The sequence below is a fragment of the Mycolicibacterium wolinskyi genome (assembly GCF_002101965.1).
GTDB classification, from domain to species: domain Bacteria; phylum Actinomycetota; class Actinomycetes; order Mycobacteriales; family Mycobacteriaceae; genus Mycobacterium; species Mycobacterium wolinskyi.
Genome location: NZ_LQQA01000029.1, coordinates 210,353 through 225,533 on the forward strand (window position 1 = coordinate 210,353; position 15,181 = coordinate 225,533).

The window sequence follows — 15,181 nt, forward strand, 5'->3', positions numbered from 1 at the left end:
CCAAGTAACTGCCTTGCTCGGCACATACAGAGCAATCGAGGAGACCAGATCTCGTGCCACTCGTGACCCTTGATTCGACCGCAACCGTCGATGAAGCGATCGCCGTCATCGAACGGGACGGTGGAGTGATCATCCGTGACTTCGTCGACTCTCAGACCCTCGCCGGTCTGAAGTCCGATCTACATCCCGTGCTGGAGAATCTTGGTTGGGGTGACGACGACTTCTTCGCCGGCAAGAAGACTCGCCGCCTGGGCGGACTGTTCAAGCACACAGAACATGGCACGGCGATCGTGCGTCAGCCGCACTTTCGTGCTGCCGCAGACCATTTCCTGGCACGTCCTGTCTACCGCTGGGTGGGCGACGAGAAGGTCGAGCTCACCCCCACATACCAAGTCGGAGCCACGCAGGTCATCGATATTCACCCGGGCGAAGGTGCGCAGCCTCTCCATCGCGACGACATGGTCTGGTCGTGGCGTCACGGCGAGGGCGAGCATCAAGCACGCGTGCAGGTCATGGTCGCCGTCACCGATTTCACCGCCGACAACGGAGGAACACTCGTCGTGCCGGGCAGCCACCTGTGGGACGACGAGCGCGCGCCTCTGCGCGAGGAAGCTGTGCCTACCGAAATGAACGCCGGCTCGGCACTTGTGTGGATCGGCGGCACCTACCACGCCGGCGGTACCAACAACACGGAGTCCGCCAGGACCGGGATCACTGTGACGCTCGATCTGGCATACCTCAGACAAGAGGAGAACCAGTACCTCGCCATGAATCTCGAGGAAGTCAAGGCCCTGCCTGACGACGTCGCGCGGCTGATCGGATACCAGGCCTGCCCGCCACTGCTGGGGTGGGTCGAGCGCGACGGCATCATGCGCGACCCCCACATGTTCCTCGAGGATCCCGCCGACCTCGGAACCAGCCAGGCCACGATCGGCAAGCGTCAGGCCGTCTGACACCCGCCGGACCGACAAGACTTTTACGAGGAGAGAAGTGAATTCACCGAAGACCCCCCCGATCCGCGGCAAACGTGCTGCGCCCTCGGTGATCATTGTCGGCGCCGGCATGGGAGGCTTGGCTGCGGCGTTCTACCTCAAGCGTGCTGGGGTAACGAATCTGACGATGCTCGAGCGCGGACCCGAGGTCGGAGGAACTTGGAGAGCGAACACCTATCCAGGCATTGCAGTCGATACGTCGATCCTGCAGTACTCGCTGTCCTTCGACCCGAACCCAGGCTGGACCCGACTGTACGCGAACGGCGCCGAGCTGCATTCCTACCTGATCAGCATCAGTCATCGCCACGACATCCGCCGCCACATCAAGTTCAACGAAACAGTCGACGAGTGCCGCTACGACGTCCGAAACCAGCAGTGGATCGTCCAGACCTCCACAGGTGCCAGGTACACCGCCGACATCCTGATTTCTGCGACGGGAGCCCTGAGCACACCGGCGACGCCTGACATCCCCGGACTGCAGAACTTCCGCGGCCGAGTTCTGCATTCGGCACAGTGGGACCCTGCCTTCGACGCCACCGGTACCCGCATCGCGCAGATCGGAAGTGGGGCCACTGCAGCTCAACTCGTTCCCGAGATTGCCAAGTCCGCCGATCACGTGTACGTGTATCAACGCTCGCCGGCGTGGGTCTTCCCTCGCAACGATCGCCCCATCGGTCGACGAGAGGGAAGACTGTACGAAAAGTTCCCGGTGATCCTCAGAGCGCGCCGCTGGAAGCGGTTCTGGGACAACGACCGCATCGCGTACGGATTCGAGAAACAGAACGGCACCGTTGCCAAGCAGACCGCGTACGCTCTCGATTTCATCGACAGGTCGATTTCGGACCCCTCTCTTCGTGAGGCGGTGATTCCGGATTACGAGGTGGGTTGCAAACGCCGTGTCATGTCCGACGACTGGTACCCGGCCTTGCAACGGGACAACGTCGATCTCGTCCCCCACGCGCTCGAACGCATCACCGAGCGCTCCGTCATAGGTAAGGACGGTATCGAACGCGAGGTCGACACCATCATTTTCAGTACCGGCTTCGCCGTCGCGGACTTCATGCCGATGAAGGTTTTCGGGGCGACCGGGCAGGAACTGCACGACACCTGGTCCGACGGCGCCGCCACCCATCTGGGCATCTCCGTCGCGGACTACCCCAACTTGTTCCTCGTCGCCGGACCCAACACCGGTATCGGCGCAGGATCGTCCTCCTTCATGATCGAGTGCCAGGCCAAATACATCGCTCGCGCCGTCCGCTACATGACCCGGCACGGGATCTGCTCGCTGAACCTCCGGCCGGAGGTGCAGAGCAGGTCGTACGCGAAGGTGCAGCAGCGGCTGGCCGGCAGTGTGTTCGGGTCGGGATGCGTCGGCTGGTATCAGAGTGCCAACGGGCGGATCGACACGGTCTGGCCTGGACTCAACGCCGGTTACTGGGCGCGAACAAAACTGTTCTCTCCGAGACACTTTCGCCGCCAGCCTATCAACCGCACCGGCAGGTCCGCCCAACCATTGGAAAGAGCCTCACAATGACCACCACGGCACTTGAGGTGCGCCTAGACGACGACCCCACTCCGCTCGTCTACGCCATCGGTCACCGACTTCGGCTGAGCATGCGGGATCCGGCCATTGTGGCTATAGCAGAGACTTTCGCGCTCCGCGGTCTGCGAGTCGTGGTGATCGCCGACGGTACACCCGCCACGGCCACGATCTCGTTCGCCGACGGAACCATCGGCGTGCAGCACGCGCAGATATCGGCACCGGACTTGACAGTGCACGTCGACGTCGCATCCCCCTACGCCGTGACATCCTGCGCGCCAGAGGAAGTGGGGGACGACGTCGCATTCGGCGTCTCACGTCTGCTCAACCCGGTGGTGTCGGACTGGACGGAAGCCGCGCGAGAGTTCTGGGAGCTCACCTCGAGGGACGTCGGTATGCCCGGACGTCTGATCGCCATGTGCGACGACGGTCAGAAGGTCGTACTCGGTGACGGTCCGGTCGAGTACGAATTGCACGGATCAGCGACGAATCTGGGTCGGGTGTTCGCCGGACTTGACTCACTGTTCGAACAGGTACTGGGCGGTGCCCTCTACATGCGCGGAACGATGCCTCAGCTCTCGGTGATGGCAGGCGCCTCCTGGAAGGTTCAATTTCATGGCTGAACACATCGACGTCAACACGTGGCTCAACACTCACGACATCGCCACCGTGCGCATCGAAGGAACAAACCTCGATTCGGCCCTGATGGGCAAGATCATCACAGCACAGAAATTCCGCGGTGGAGTCGAGACTGGCTTCGGCTTCGCGGATCTGGCATTCGGTGTCGATCTCGGCAACATCCCGCATTGGGGCTTCGCCTGGCCCAGCTGGCGCGGAGACATGCCCGACATCTTCCTCAAACCCGACCCCGCCACCCTGGTCGAGTGGCGCCGTGGACATGCAGCAGTCATCGGTGACTACTACGACCGGCACGGCGCCCCGCTACCGGTATGCCCTCGCAACCTCCTGAAGAAGGTGACCAACCGCCTGGCAGACCAGGGATTCACAGCCAAGGTCGCGATCGAGATCGAGGCGACCGTGTTCGAGGAATCGATCTACGAAGCACGCGCCAAGGGATTCAAGAACCTCACCCCCCTCGGAGGCAAAGCCGGCTTCGCCTACCACCTGCCGAAAGATCAGCAGTGGCACGCGTACATGACGGCGGTCTCGAACCGTCTCGACGACCTCGGCATCGCATGGGAAGCGTGGAACGACGAAGCGGCTTGGGGTCAGGTCGAACTGAACCTGGGCGTGACCGACCCAATTCAGGCCTGCGACAACTGGACCCGCACCCGGCAGGTCATGCGCGAGGTCGGCTTCCAGCTCGGCCGGACGGTCACGTTCATGGCCAAGTGGTGCGACGAGTACGGTCAGGCGTCACACCTGAACGTGTCCCTCGCCCGCGACGGCGACAACGCCTTCTACGCGCCCGACGGACCGTCAGAAACGATGACGCACTTTATCGGCGGCGTCATGGACAGCATCACGGCGGCGACCTCGCTGGCGCTTCCCTGGATCACCTCGTATCGGCGACTGAACGACCTCGATGGACCACCCACCACCGCGACCTGGGGTATCTCCAACAAGACCACCGCACTGCGCGCTGTCGTCGGTGACCGCAAACAGTCACGCATCGAGTACAGGGTGCCCGGAGCGGACTCCAACGCCTACCTGGTGCTCGCGACCCTACTGGCGGCGGGCGCGCACGGGGTCGCCGAACATATCACCCCGCCCCCAGCATTCGACGGTATGGCCTACTGCTTCCCCCCAGGCGCGGCCGACCGACTCCCGGACACCATCAGCAAGGCCTTCAACGAACTCGACCGAGCCACGACGCTGCGGCAACTGCTGGGAGACGAACTGATCGACTACTGGATCGGTATGCGCCGCTGGGAATGGATGCGGTACCACGGTGACGGCGGCACACCCGAATCCGACATCACCGACTGGGAAATCAACCGATACTTCGAGTTGGTGTGATGACATCTTCCATCACCGCCGCGGTCCTCAATTCCGCCCCAGGCACACTCGACGTCGAACGGGTCACCCTGGCGCACCCGAATTCACGCGAGGTGCTCGTCCGAGTCGCCTACGCGGGTCTGTGCCACTCGGACCTTCACGAGATGGACGGCACATTCGCCACCACACCTCCCATCCTGCTCGGGCACGAAGCATCAGGTGTCGTCGAAGCAATCGGCGACGAGGTGACCGACATCAACGTCGGGGACCACGTCGTCACATGCCTCTCGGTGTTCTGCGGGTCGTGCAAGTACTGCATCTCGGGTCGATTGACGCTCTGTATAAACAGGACCCGGCTCGCCCTGGGTTCCACCGACCGGCTGCGCAACGCCGCAGGGGCGACCATCCGGCCCACCGCCGGCATCGGCGCCTTCGCCGAGAAGATCGTGGTGCACCGCAACGCGCTCGCGGTGCTGCCTACCGACATGCCGTTGGCACCCGCCAGCATCCTGGGCTGCGCCCTGGTCACCGGCATGGGGGCGGTGCTGCACCGCGCCCGCGTCAAGGCAGGCACCTCCGTCGTGGTCATCGGAACCGGCGGCGTCGGCATGTCTGCCATCCAAGCGGCCGTCATCGCCGGAGCATCGCATGTGATCGCCGTCGACGTCGTCCCCGAAAAGCTCGAAGCCGCCAAGCGGTTCGGTGCCACCGATGTCATCAACGGCCGACAGACAGATCCAGTCGCGGCAGTTCGTGAAATTACCAGGGGCGGAGCAGATTACAGCTTCGAGGCAGTCGGTCATGCGTCGACCACCGAACAGGCGGTGGCCATGCTGGCCGCCGGCGGAACGGCCACGGTGATCGGCATGGTCCCACCGGATCCTCCCATCCGGATCGATGGCGCAGACCTGTTCCTATCCGAGAAGCGATTGCAGGGCTCATTCATGGGCAGCAATCACTTTCCCACCGACATCGCCAGCTACGTCCGGTTCTACCGGCAGGGGCGTCTGCTGCTGGACGACATGATCAGCGACCAGGTGACATTGAGCGCCATCAACGACGGCTTCTCCGCTCTCGCCTCGGGAACAAGCATGCGCGTGGTCGCCGAGATCGGACCGCAATGACCACATCGAAGAACTCGCCACCTCTTGTTGGAATCACCGGTCGTCGATCGAGCGGAACGGTGTTCGCCGGCCGCGACCCCCGCTTCATGGGCGTGGACGTCGACAACTTCTTCGCCGACTACGCGATCCACATCGCTCGCGCCGGCGGTCTCCCGGTCTATCTTCCGTACGACGCGGCCGGACCTGCGATCATCGACCGCCTGGACGCGGTGCTCGTCACCGGCGGGCAAGACGTCCACCCGTCCCGCTGGGGTGGCGACGAGCACGTCGACGACCGCATGGCTGCAGACCCCACCAATCCGGTGAGTTACGACCCGGCGCGGGATCACCACGAGATCGAGCTCATCAGGACGGCGATCGAGCAGTCACTGCCTGTGCTGGGTGTCTGCCGCGGCCATCAGGTGCTGAACGTGGCGCTCGGCGGCACGTTGATCCCTGATCTCGAGCCGTCGGCGATCGAGCACTACTCCACGCAAGCTGCACCGTTCGCCGGAGACGCTGACCACACGATCACCTTCGAGATGGGGTCAATGGCCGAGTCGATCTTCGGATCGCGCATAGCGCGAAACTCTTGGCACCATCAGGCCGTCGACGAGCCCGGCGCCGGTGTCGTGATCGCCGGGCGCGCTTCCGACGGTGTCGTGGAAGCGATCGAGATGCCGGGCAAGCCGGTGCTCGGAGTGCAATGGCACCCGGAATGGCAGCCCGACAACGACCCGGTGTTCGCCTGGATCGTGGCCGCCGCCCGCGATCGCTGACCGGTCCCACCCTTCCCATCGTCTAGACCAAAGAGGTACGCAGTGACTGCAACCATGTCCACATCATCGAACTACTGGTCCGAACTCGCAGCCAAAATCGCGCCGCCCCAGGGCATGTGGATCGACGGGAGACCGGTCGCGGCCGACGGAGAGGCAAGCTACGCGCTCGTGTCCCCGCGCAACGGTGAGGTCCTCACCCGAGTGCCGTCGGCGACGAGCACCGACGTCGATCGCGCAGTCGCCGGCGCCGCAGCAGTGTTCGCCGCTGGATCCTGGTCGCGCATCTCGCCACGGGAACGCGGTGGGATTCTGGTCCGTTGGGCCGACCTGCTCGAGGCGCATCGCGACGAACTTGCGATTCTCCTGAGCCTCGAAATGGGCAAGCCGATCGCGCATTCGTGGTCGGTCGAACTGCGCACCAGCATCGCGGTGATCCGTTGGTACGGGGAACTCGCCGACAAGTTGCTTGACGAGTCGCCGCGCGGACGACAGGACTCCTTCGCCGTCGTCGCCCGAGAACCCCTCGGGGTGGTGGCGGTGATCACGCCCTGGAACTTCCCAATGACGCTGTCCAGCTTCAAGATTCCGGCCGCGCTCGTGTCGGGAAACTCGATCGTGCTCAAGCCCGCCAGCCAGAGTCCGTTGGCATTGTTACGTATGGCTGAACTCGGCAGCGCAGCGGGACTGCCGGACGGAGTGTTCCAGGTCATCACCGGTGGTGGAGGTGTCACAGGACGCGCTCTGGGCACGCACAACGACATCGCTGCCCTGACCTTCACCGGCTCCACCGGAGTGGGTAAGAAATTGCTTACCTACGCGGGCGAATCGAACGCCAAGGCGGTGTCGCTCGAACTCGGAGGGAAGTCGCCGAACATCATCTTTCCTGACGCGCCCGATCTCGATGACGCGATCAGCACAGCGGCGTGGGCGATTTGGTTCAACTCCGGTCAGATGTGTACCGCCGGAAGCCGACTCATCGTCCACGAGTCTCTCCGGGAAGAGGTGGTGACCGGAGTGATCGATCGATTGAGCGCGCTGCGGATCGGTGATCCGCTCGACCCAGAAACCGATTACGGTCCCATGGTCAGTGAACAACACCGCGCTGACGTGCTCACCGAGATCCGCGCAGGCGTGGACGCCGGTGCCACCCTGGCCCACGGCAGCACCGACCTCCCCGACGGTCCCGGTTACTTCCTGCCGCCGGCCGTGTTCACCGACGTCGACCAGAACAGTCGGCTGGCACAGCACGAAATCTTCGGGTCGGTGCTGTCCGTGCTGACCTTCCGCGACGAAGCCGAAGCTGTCGCCATCGCCAACAACACGCAATACGGACTCGGCGCGTCGGTGTGGACCTCCGATGTACGCCGAGTGCACCGAGTGTCGAGAGAACTGCAGGCCGGACTGGTGTGGGTGAACTGTTTCGAAGAAGGCGACGCGTCGGTGCCGTTCGGCGGTCGCAAGCTTTCCGGCCACGGCTCCGACAAAAGCATCCACGGCGTCGACAAATTCACCACGTTCAAGACGACGTGGATCAACCTCTGAGAAGACAGGCGACACACAGTGAAGACGTACACCATCGTGCTCATCGGTCTGGGAGCGACAGGGGTGGCCATGGGCACGTCGCTCGCACGCCGTCCTGACTGCAAAATCGTCGGCGCCGCCGACGTCGACCCCAGCAAGGCAGGACAGCGTCTTGGTGCTCTGATCAGTGACGAGTCGAGCGACGTGGTGGTCGTCGACTCGATCCGAGCACTCCCCGATGCGGACATCGCCTTCGTGGCGACAACCTCGTTTGTGCGCGACCTCGAGGCCACACTCACCGACCTCGCTCGTCGAAAGATGAACGTGGTCAGCATCTGCGAAGAACTCGGCCACCCCTTCCGTAGCCATCCTGATCTTTCCGAGCGTCTCGACAAGGTGGCCAGGGATAACGGCGTCTCGATCCTCGGCACCGGCTGCAACCCGGGCATGCTCATGGACAGTCTGCCAACGGTGCTCAGCAGCCTCACCCAGCGTGTCTCCCGTGTCGAGATACGCCGAACGGCAGACATGTCCGGTTACGGGGCGATCCTGCGGAAGTTTGGTCTCGGTCTCGACACGGAGGCGTTCCAAGAGGCGCAGTCCGCGGGCCACGTGGTCGGACACGTCGGATTCGAACAGTCCGTCCAGGCTTTGGCGGCCGCGCTGGGCTGGGAGCTGGACGAGATCGTCGTCGATGATCCGGAGCCCGCGTTCATCAGTGAGCGCGCCCGACACGGAGATCACTTCACGATCGAGCCAGGGACCATCGCGGCTGTGCGGCATGCAGTCCAGGGGCGTCGTGACGGTGTGGTCATGATCGATGCCGCGATTCACTTTGGGTTCTTCGAGGAGTATGACCCGGTGGATCCGGGCGATCACTGGCTCATCCACGGTGAAGAGCAGATGCTCGAATTACGGGCTTCGAGCGGCTTCGACAGCTTCCTGTCGACCATTGCAGTCGCGAGCAACTCGATCACCGCGGTCGCGGATGCCCCCGCAGGACTGCGGACGATGGCCGACCTCCCGATCGGCGCGGTGGCCAGCAAGGGCGCGCTCCGCACCCTCTGATCGCTCAACATCCAGGGCGCCGCACTCGCCGGCGGCGCGCAGCTCAGCTACACGAGGAGGTGACGCTGATGACCGTCGTTCTCGACGTACTCGATCTTGACTTCTGACGCACCGGCACTCGGATGTGCCGTCATCAGCCTGGTGCAGCCACCCCGCAAATGTACTGGGCCTAGCGAACCTCTTTTCATCCATCAGATTAGTTCTCCATCCAACACAAGGATTTCAGCACCATGTCCACCATCGCATCGGGCGTTCTACCCCGTATCAGCCTCCGCGACAGCAGCGCGGCAACCGCCGAGAACGTTGCCGCGATCGTCAAGAGCGACGGGGGAGTCGTCATCGAAGGCCTGCTCAGCGCAGACCAGGTCCGACGCTTCAACGCCGACATCGACCCGCACCTGGCTGCGTTGCACGCCGGCTCCAGTCATGTAGACGCGAGTATTCAGGACTTCCACGGCGCGCAGACCAAACGCCTCACCAACCTGATCACACTGAGCAAGACCTTCCGTGAGGAAATCATCGACAACGATGTCGTGCTGGCCATCGCGGATCAGATGATGCATCCGTCGTACGATTCGTACTGGATGGGGACTGCCCAGGTCATCGAGATCGGACCGGGCAACAAGGCTCAGCCCCATCACCGGGACCTCGAAAACTATCCGGGCTACCTGGAAATGGGTCCTTCCGGTCCGGAGGTCATGATCAATTTTCTCATCGCCCTCACCGATTTCACGGAGGAGAACGGTGCCACCCGAGTGGTGCCAGGAAGCCACACGTGGCCCGATTTCACTGACCGCGGCACACCCGAGCAGACCGTCCCGGCTCTGATGAAAGCGGGCGACGCACTCTTCTTCAGCGGAAAACTCGCCCACGGCGGTGGCGCCAACGTCACGAAGGACGAACGACGCCGCGGAGTCGCGTTCACCTTCAACCCCGGCTACCTTGTGCCCGAGGAAGCGTACCCGTTCACGGTCGACATCGATCTTGCCCGATCACTGTCCCCCAGGGTGCAACAGCTAATCGGATTTCGCTCGTTCTACGACACCACTCACGGATACCCGGGTCTCTGGCAGAACAACTACGACGAGATCGCCGACTACATCGGACTCTGATCACCCCGTCCCGAGAACTCGCCACCTTGTGTTCGCTGGAGGTGGGCGAGTTCCAGGGAGTCGGAGCCGACCCGGGCGCCGGTGGCGAAAACACTCGCGGCAGCAACTGTGCGATAACACTGCGACGTCATGTCAGCCCAGCTGCGCTACCCGCCCGAGCGCGTGCTCGACGTCGAACAACCAAGAGAGCTTCCATCCATGACGATAGATCTGAGCTACCCACCCGAAGTCCGGTCCTTGATCGACAAGACCCGCTCGTTCGTACGCAACGACATTCTGCCCCTTGAGGATCGGTACCTGGGAAACATCGCCGACGCGGGTGGCGACACCATCCGGGTGACGATGCAGGATGCCGCCAGGAGCGCCGGCGTGTTCGCGCCCCACGCCCCAGTTGAGTACGGCGGGGCAGGGCTGAACATGAGCGACCGCGCGCCGGTGTTCGAGGAAGCTGGATACTCACTGTTCGGCCCGATCGCGTTGAACATCGCAGCGCCGGACGAAGGCAACGTGCACCTGCTCGTCCACGTCGCCTCAGCGCAGCAGAAAGAACAATTCCTCGCCCCTCTCGCCGCGGGGGAGATGCGCTCGGCGTTCGCGATGACCGAACCCGCACCCGGCGCGGGCTCGGATCCCTCGGCACTCACGACGGCCGCGTCCAGAGTCCAGGGTGGCTGGAGGATCAGCGGCCGCAAATGGTTCATCACCGGAGCCGACGGCGCCGGGTTTTTCATCATCATGGCGCGCACGTCCGGAAAGCCCGGTGATCGAGGAGGTGCAACGATGTTCCTCGCCCCCGCCGACACACGGGGGATCACCCTCAGTCGCCATATCGGCACGTTGGACAGGGCGATGATCGGCGGGCACTGCGAGGTTCTCTTCGACGACGTCTTCGTCCCGGACGAGAACGTGCTCGGTGCGGTGGACGAAGGTTTCGCCTACGCGCAAGCGCGTCTGGGGCCGGCACGGATGACGCATGTGATGCGTTGGCTCGGTGCCGCGCGCCGCGGACACGACATCGCCGTGGCGCATGTCGCACGCCGCCAGGGTTTCGGCAGTGTCCTGGGTGATCTCGGGATGACACAAAAAATGGTCGCGGACAACGAGATCGACATCGCGGCGACACGAGCATTGCTCGTGCAGGCCTGTTACGCCCTCGATCAGGGTTCACCCGCGGCCGACGAGACGTCGATCGCGAAGACCTTCGCGGCAGAAGCGATCTTCCGCATCGTCGACCGCAGCATCCAGATGTGCGGTGGGCTCGGTGTCTCCGATGACCTGCCCCTGGCGCGACTGTCCCGCGAAGTACGTCCCTTTCGTGTCTATGACGGGCCGTCGGAGGTACATCGCTGGGCGATCGCGAAACGCGTTGTCGGTGCCGCGAAGAAAGCGGCCCCCACGGCAGAGCGGGTGCTGGCGTGACCGCGGAGCAGCGGACGCTGCCCGGGATGGACGTACCGGCACTGACGGCTTTACTACGCCAATACGGTGTCGAACTGAACGGCGATCTACAGGTCGAACTCATCAGCGGCGGACGATCGAACCTGACGTTCAAAGCGTTCGATGCCCGCTCTGCCTGGGTCGTACGCCGCCCTCCGACCCGTGGACTGACACCGTCCGCGCACGACATGGCCCGCGAGTGGGCTGTGACGGACGCCCTGCAGTCCACCGAGGTGCCTGTCGCCCGAACAGTTGCGTTCGATGTGGAGGGGGTGGCACTCGGAGCTCCCACCACCGTCGTCGAATTCAATCCGGGCAGGGTGATTCGAACACGTGAGGACTTGGCTGACCTGACCGACGCCGACATCACCGCCAACACCGAGGAACTGATCAGGGTGCTTGCCGTCCTGCACAACGTGGACTACGAGGCGGTGGGGCTGGGTTCGTTCGGGAGACCGATCGGCTTCGTGGCCAGACAGGTGCGTAGGTGGGCGCGGCAGTGGGAGGCAGTGAAGACACGTGAGTTGCCCGACGTGGACAGGCTGAGAGACAAACTTGAGGCGTCGATCCCGTCGAGCTCGTCCTCATCGATCGTGCATGGTGATTACCGCATCGACAACGTCATCCTGAGTCCGCGGAACACGGCGTCGATCACCGCAGTCGTCGATTGGGAGATGTCCACTCTCGGTGACCCGCTCACCGATGTCGCACTGATGTGCGTCTACCGGCAACCGATCTTCGATGCAGTACTGGGGGTGAGTGCCGCGTGGACCAGCGACCGGTACCCGTCGGCTGAGGACTTGGCGGAGATGTACAGCCGCGAAACGGGAAACGCGTTGCCCGAGTGGAACTTCTATCTCGCCTTGGCGAACTTCAAGCTCGGTGTCATCGGCGAGGGAATAACGCACCGCGCTCTGGCTGGATCCGACGCTGGTGCAGGTGCAGCCGCCGCTGCCGAAGTGACTCACGAGTTCATGGCAGCCGGCCTGCGGGCGATCGAAGGAAAACGTTGATGAGCGACAGATCCGCACTGATCACCGGAGCCAGCAGAGGCATCGGTCTCGGAATCGCGACCCGTATGGCCGAATTGGGATACTCCCTGACGATTACGGCGCGCGATCAAGCCGCGCTCGACAACGCAGTGACCACGTTGAGGAGCGGCGGCGCACCGCAGGTGATCGCGATCGCGGCGGATCTTGCCGACCGCGACGCGGCGGATCGCGTTATCGACGCGCACGCCGAGCGATACACCACCATGAACGCGCTCGTTCTGAACGCCGGCGTGGGCACCGCCGGATCGATCGCCGACTACCCGATGCGTAGGTTCGACAAAACGCTCGACGTCAACTTCCGAACCCCGTTCCAGATACTGCAGAGGGCCATGCCGCTGCTCCGGTCCGGTGTGGCGACGGACCCGGAGCGAGGTGCCAGAGTGATCGCTCTGGCATCGATAACGGGTGTCTACGCCGAGGCGAACCTCGCTGTGTACGGCGCAGCCAAGTCCGCGATGATCTCACTGATCGAGACGCTCAACGCAGAGGAGAGCAGCAACGGCATCTCCGGCACCTCCATCGCCCCGGGATACGTCGACACGGACATGAGCGACTGGACCAAGGACAAGATCCCTGCTGATTCGATGATCCGCGTCGACGACATCGTCGCTCTCGCCGCCTCGCTGCTCGAATTGTCGTCGCGCGCAGTCGTTCCACGCATCGTGGTCAACCGAGCAGGCGCGGGACTCGGCGCCTGATCGCTCGCTGAGTCGGAACGCCCGCTGGAGTCCACGAACAAGCAACGTCGCGATGCGGCGACAAGAAAGGAGGGTCCCCATGGTCGAAGCGGATGTGGCGGTACTTGGTTGCGGCTTGATGGGGTCAGCACTGGCCCGAGCCCTGGCGCGCGCGGGGCGTGAAGTCGTTGTCTGGAATAGATCTTTCGGCAAAGCTACCGCCCTGCAGGGCGTAGGCATTACGGCAGTCGAGTCCGTACACGCGGCAGTGTCTACTGCACCGCTGATCATCACGTGTCTCAATACCTACGACACGGTCGTCGCCACCTTGGACGACGTGGCGTGGCCGCCGCGAGGGAAGACTCTGCTCAACCTCAGCACAGGGACCCCGCCACAAGCCGAAGCGCTCGATCGTTGGGCGGCCGACCGATCCGTACTCTTCCTGGACGGAGCGATTCTCGCGTACCCCGCAGACATCGGGGAGCCGCACTGTCAGCTGTTGATCTCTGGACCCACGCGGGTGTGGACCCAAAACCGTGATGTGATCATGGATCTCGGCGGATCTACGAAACACATCACCGAGACGATAGTCGGTGCCAACGTGATGGATGTCGGTGTCATCGGCGCGTTCTACATCTCCGCGTTGACCGCCTTCATCGAGTCCGCTGCCTACGTCACCGACTACGGCATCTCGACCGAGTCCTTGCTGGAAGTGTCCAAGCCTGTGCTTCGGTTGCTCGACGACACCGTGGCCCAAGCAGTTTCGGCGATCGGTGAGCAGGATTACCGGACGGACCAGGCAACCCTCGGCGTGTACGCGGAAGCCGTCAGAACTTTCAGTGCCGAGATCTCGAACCGGGGCAACCGCTCGTTCATGGTGGCTGCCGCCGCTGCTTCTCTCTCCGCTGCTGAGGAAGCGGGTCTCGGTGCGCTCGGAATATTCTCAGTGCATCAGATCGCTCGCCGCTAGTGCCGCAGGTGCTTTGAAAGTTCGTCGAGGCGGTGGGTCTCCTCAGCGGTCAGCTGCACGTTGAGGGCGCCAGCGGAGTCGCTGGCGTGGTGGGGTTTGGACGCCCCGGCGATGGGGATGACGGTGCCCCGGTAGAAGTCGACCAGCCAGGCCAGCGCGATCTGCCCGACGGTGGCCCGATGGCTGACGGCGATCTCCGTCATGGCGTCGATCAGTGGCTGGGTACGGTCGAGGCTCTTGCCGTTGAGGCCCATGATCTTTCGGCGTAGTGGGTGCACATTGGCGACCAGCGTGCGGTCGGCGTGATATTTGCCGGTCAGGATGCCCTGGGCTTGGGCGGAGTAGGCCAGCAGCGACACCCCGAGGCGTTCGGCGGCGGCGAGCATGCCGTTGGACTCGATGTTGCGGTGCAGCATGTTGACTTGCACCTCGTTGCTGGCCAACGGGATTCCGTGCTTGGCGAGTTCGTCATGGGCGGCTTCCATCTGGGCGGTGGTGAAGTTGCTGACACCGACAGCGCGGATTTTGCCGGCCTCGACCAGTCTCGCCATAGCACGCATCTGGGCCCGCACCGAGGAGAAGCTGCCCCGGTTGAGGTGGATCTGGTGCAGGTCGATCGGGAACGGGTCTAACGCTTCCAGACGCGTGTTGATGGTCCGTTCGATGTTGGCCGCGGTGCGCCCAATCGGCATCCACTTGGTGGCCACCACCACTTCCCCGGGGGCGATGCCGGCCGCGACGAGTCCAGCGGCCACGGCTCGTTCTGCGTTGCCGCCACCGTAGCCCTCCGAACTGTCAAACCACGTGATGCCGCCGCCAAGGGCGGTCTTGATGATTTCGGTGACATGCTCCTGCGGGATCGTCTGCGTCAACGCCGAGATCCAGCCTTTGCCCGCGAACTGGGCAGTACCTAGCCCGATCGGGGACAGTCGAAGATCGGTGCGTCCGAGCTGAATAGTGGTCATGGGTCT

General features: G+C 63.5%; 14 protein-coding genes. 13 read left to right on the plus strand and 1 reads right to left on the minus strand.

The features are described 5' to 3' along the window. Positions 1-53 precede the first annotated feature (53 nt). From AWC31_RS22200 to AWC31_RS22260, 13 genes are all read left to right on the plus strand, one after another. A complete protein-coding gene (locus tag AWC31_RS22200) occupies positions 54-953 on the plus strand; it encodes a phytanoyl-CoA dioxygenase family protein (protein WP_085146123.1) in 900 nt (299 codons plus the stop codon). A 37-nt stretch (positions 954-990) separates the two neighbouring features. Beyond that, positions 991-2,526, plus strand: coding sequence for a flavin-containing monooxygenase (locus AWC31_RS22205; RefSeq protein ID WP_085146124.1), 1,536 nt, complete (start codon positions 991-993; stop codon positions 2,524-2,526). Continuing rightward, the gene (locus AWC31_RS22210; protein ID WP_085146125.1) at positions 2,523-3,155 is read left to right on the plus strand and encodes a hypothetical protein; all 633 of its coding nucleotides are present in this window, start codon (positions 2,523-2,525) and stop codon (positions 3,153-3,155) included. The genes AWC31_RS22205 and AWC31_RS22210 overlap by 4 nt, the downstream gene beginning before the upstream one ends. Continuing rightward, positions 3,148-4,512: a glutamine synthetase family protein gene (locus AWC31_RS22215; protein ID WP_085146126.1), complete on the plus strand. Its 1,365-nt coding sequence runs from the start codon at positions 3,148-3,150 to the stop codon at positions 4,510-4,512. The genes AWC31_RS22210 and AWC31_RS22215 overlap by 8 nt, the downstream gene beginning before the upstream one ends. Then, entirely contained in the window at positions 4,512-5,615 is a 1,104-nt protein-coding gene (locus AWC31_RS22220) for a Zn-dependent alcohol dehydrogenase (protein WP_110775210.1), read from the plus strand. Before AWC31_RS22215 ends, AWC31_RS22220 begins: the two co-directional genes overlap by 1 nt. Beyond that, positions 5,612-6,373 (plus strand): gamma-glutamyl-gamma-aminobutyrate hydrolase family protein, encoded by a 762-nt coding sequence (locus AWC31_RS22225; RefSeq protein WP_085146127.1) that lies wholly within the window; start codon positions 5,612-5,614, stop codon positions 6,371-6,373. Before AWC31_RS22220 ends, AWC31_RS22225 begins: the two co-directional genes overlap by 4 nt. Before the next feature lie 54 nt (positions 6,374-6,427). Next, positions 6,428-7,915, plus strand: a complete 1,488-nt coding sequence (locus AWC31_RS22230) for an aldehyde dehydrogenase family protein (RefSeq protein WP_085146128.1) — start codon at positions 6,428-6,430, stop codon at positions 7,913-7,915. 18 nt (positions 7,916-7,933) lie between these two features. After that, entirely contained in the window at positions 7,934-8,962 is a 1,029-nt protein-coding gene (locus tag AWC31_RS22235) for an NAD(P)H-dependent amine dehydrogenase family protein (RefSeq protein WP_085146129.1), read from the plus strand. A 230-nt stretch (positions 8,963-9,192) separates the two neighbouring features. Continuing rightward, positions 9,193-10,074 carry a phytanoyl-CoA dioxygenase family protein gene (locus AWC31_RS22240; RefSeq protein WP_085146130.1) on the plus strand — a complete coding sequence of 294 codons (882 nt, stop codon included), beginning with the start codon at positions 9,193-9,195 and terminating at the stop codon, positions 10,072-10,074. 198 nt (positions 10,075-10,272) lie between these two features. Then, a complete protein-coding gene (locus AWC31_RS22245; protein ID WP_085146131.1) occupies positions 10,273-11,493 on the plus strand; it encodes an acyl-CoA dehydrogenase family protein in 1,221 nt (406 codons plus the stop codon). Between the two features lie 26 nt (positions 11,494-11,519). After that, positions 11,520-12,524, plus strand: coding sequence for a phosphotransferase family protein (locus tag AWC31_RS22250; protein WP_085146353.1), 1,005 nt, complete (start codon positions 11,520-11,522; stop codon positions 12,522-12,524). Further along, the gene (locus tag AWC31_RS22255; RefSeq protein WP_085146132.1) at positions 12,524-13,261 is read left to right on the plus strand and encodes an SDR family oxidoreductase; all 738 of its coding nucleotides are present in this window, start codon (positions 12,524-12,526) and stop codon (positions 13,259-13,261) included. The genes AWC31_RS22250 and AWC31_RS22255 overlap by 1 nt, the downstream gene beginning before the upstream one ends. 79 nt (positions 13,262-13,340) lie before the next feature. Beyond that, on the plus strand, positions 13,341-14,210 hold the full coding sequence (locus tag AWC31_RS22260; RefSeq protein ID WP_165766029.1) for an FAD-dependent oxidoreductase: 870 nt from the start codon (positions 13,341-13,343) through the stop codon (positions 14,208-14,210). Here AWC31_RS22260 and AWC31_RS22265 read toward each other — a convergent pair. Next, entirely contained in the window at positions 14,207-15,175 is a 969-nt protein-coding gene (locus tag AWC31_RS22265; RefSeq protein ID WP_085146134.1) for an aldo/keto reductase, read from the minus strand. The two genes, AWC31_RS22260 and AWC31_RS22265, sit on opposite strands and share 4 nt — an antisense overlap. Positions 15,176-15,181: the final 6 nt, after the last annotated feature.

Bases quoted from the DNA above. Each gene is read 5' to 3' on its own strand.
- AWC31_RS22210 (WP_085146125.1), top strand. From the start codon at position 2,523: ATGACCACCACGGCACTTGAGGTGCGCCTAGACGACGACCCCACTCCG.
- AWC31_RS22245 (WP_085146131.1), top strand. From the start codon at position 10,273: ATGACGATAGATCTGAGCTACCCACCCGAAGTCCGGTCCTTGATCGAC.
- AWC31_RS22225 (WP_085146127.1), top strand. From the start codon at position 5,612: ATGACCACATCGAAGAACTCGCCACCTCTTGTTGGAATCACCGGTCGT.
- AWC31_RS22255 (WP_085146132.1), top strand. From the start codon at position 12,524: ATGAGCGACAGATCCGCACTGATCACCGGAGCCAGCAGAGGCATCGGT.
- AWC31_RS22230 (WP_085146128.1), top strand. From the start codon at position 6,428: ATGTCCACATCATCGAACTACTGGTCCGAACTCGCAGCCAAAATCGCG.
- AWC31_RS22260 (WP_165766029.1), top strand. From the start codon at position 13,341: ATGGTCGAAGCGGATGTGGCGGTACTTGGTTGCGGCTTGATGGGGTCA.
- AWC31_RS22220 (WP_110775210.1), top strand. From the start codon at position 4,512: ATGACATCTTCCATCACCGCCGCGGTCCTCAATTCCGCCCCAGGCACA.
- AWC31_RS22215 (WP_085146126.1), top strand. From the start codon at position 3,148: ATGGCTGAACACATCGACGTCAACACGTGGCTCAACACTCACGACATC.
- AWC31_RS22250 (WP_085146353.1), top strand. From the start codon at position 11,520: ATGGACGTACCGGCACTGACGGCTTTACTACGCCAATACGGTGTCGAA.
- AWC31_RS22265 (WP_085146134.1), bottom strand. From the start codon at position 15,175: ATGACCACTATTCAGCTCGGACGCACCGATCTTCGACTGTCCCCGATC.
- AWC31_RS22240 (WP_085146130.1), top strand. From the start codon at position 9,193: ATGTCCACCATCGCATCGGGCGTTCTACCCCGTATCAGCCTCCGCGAC.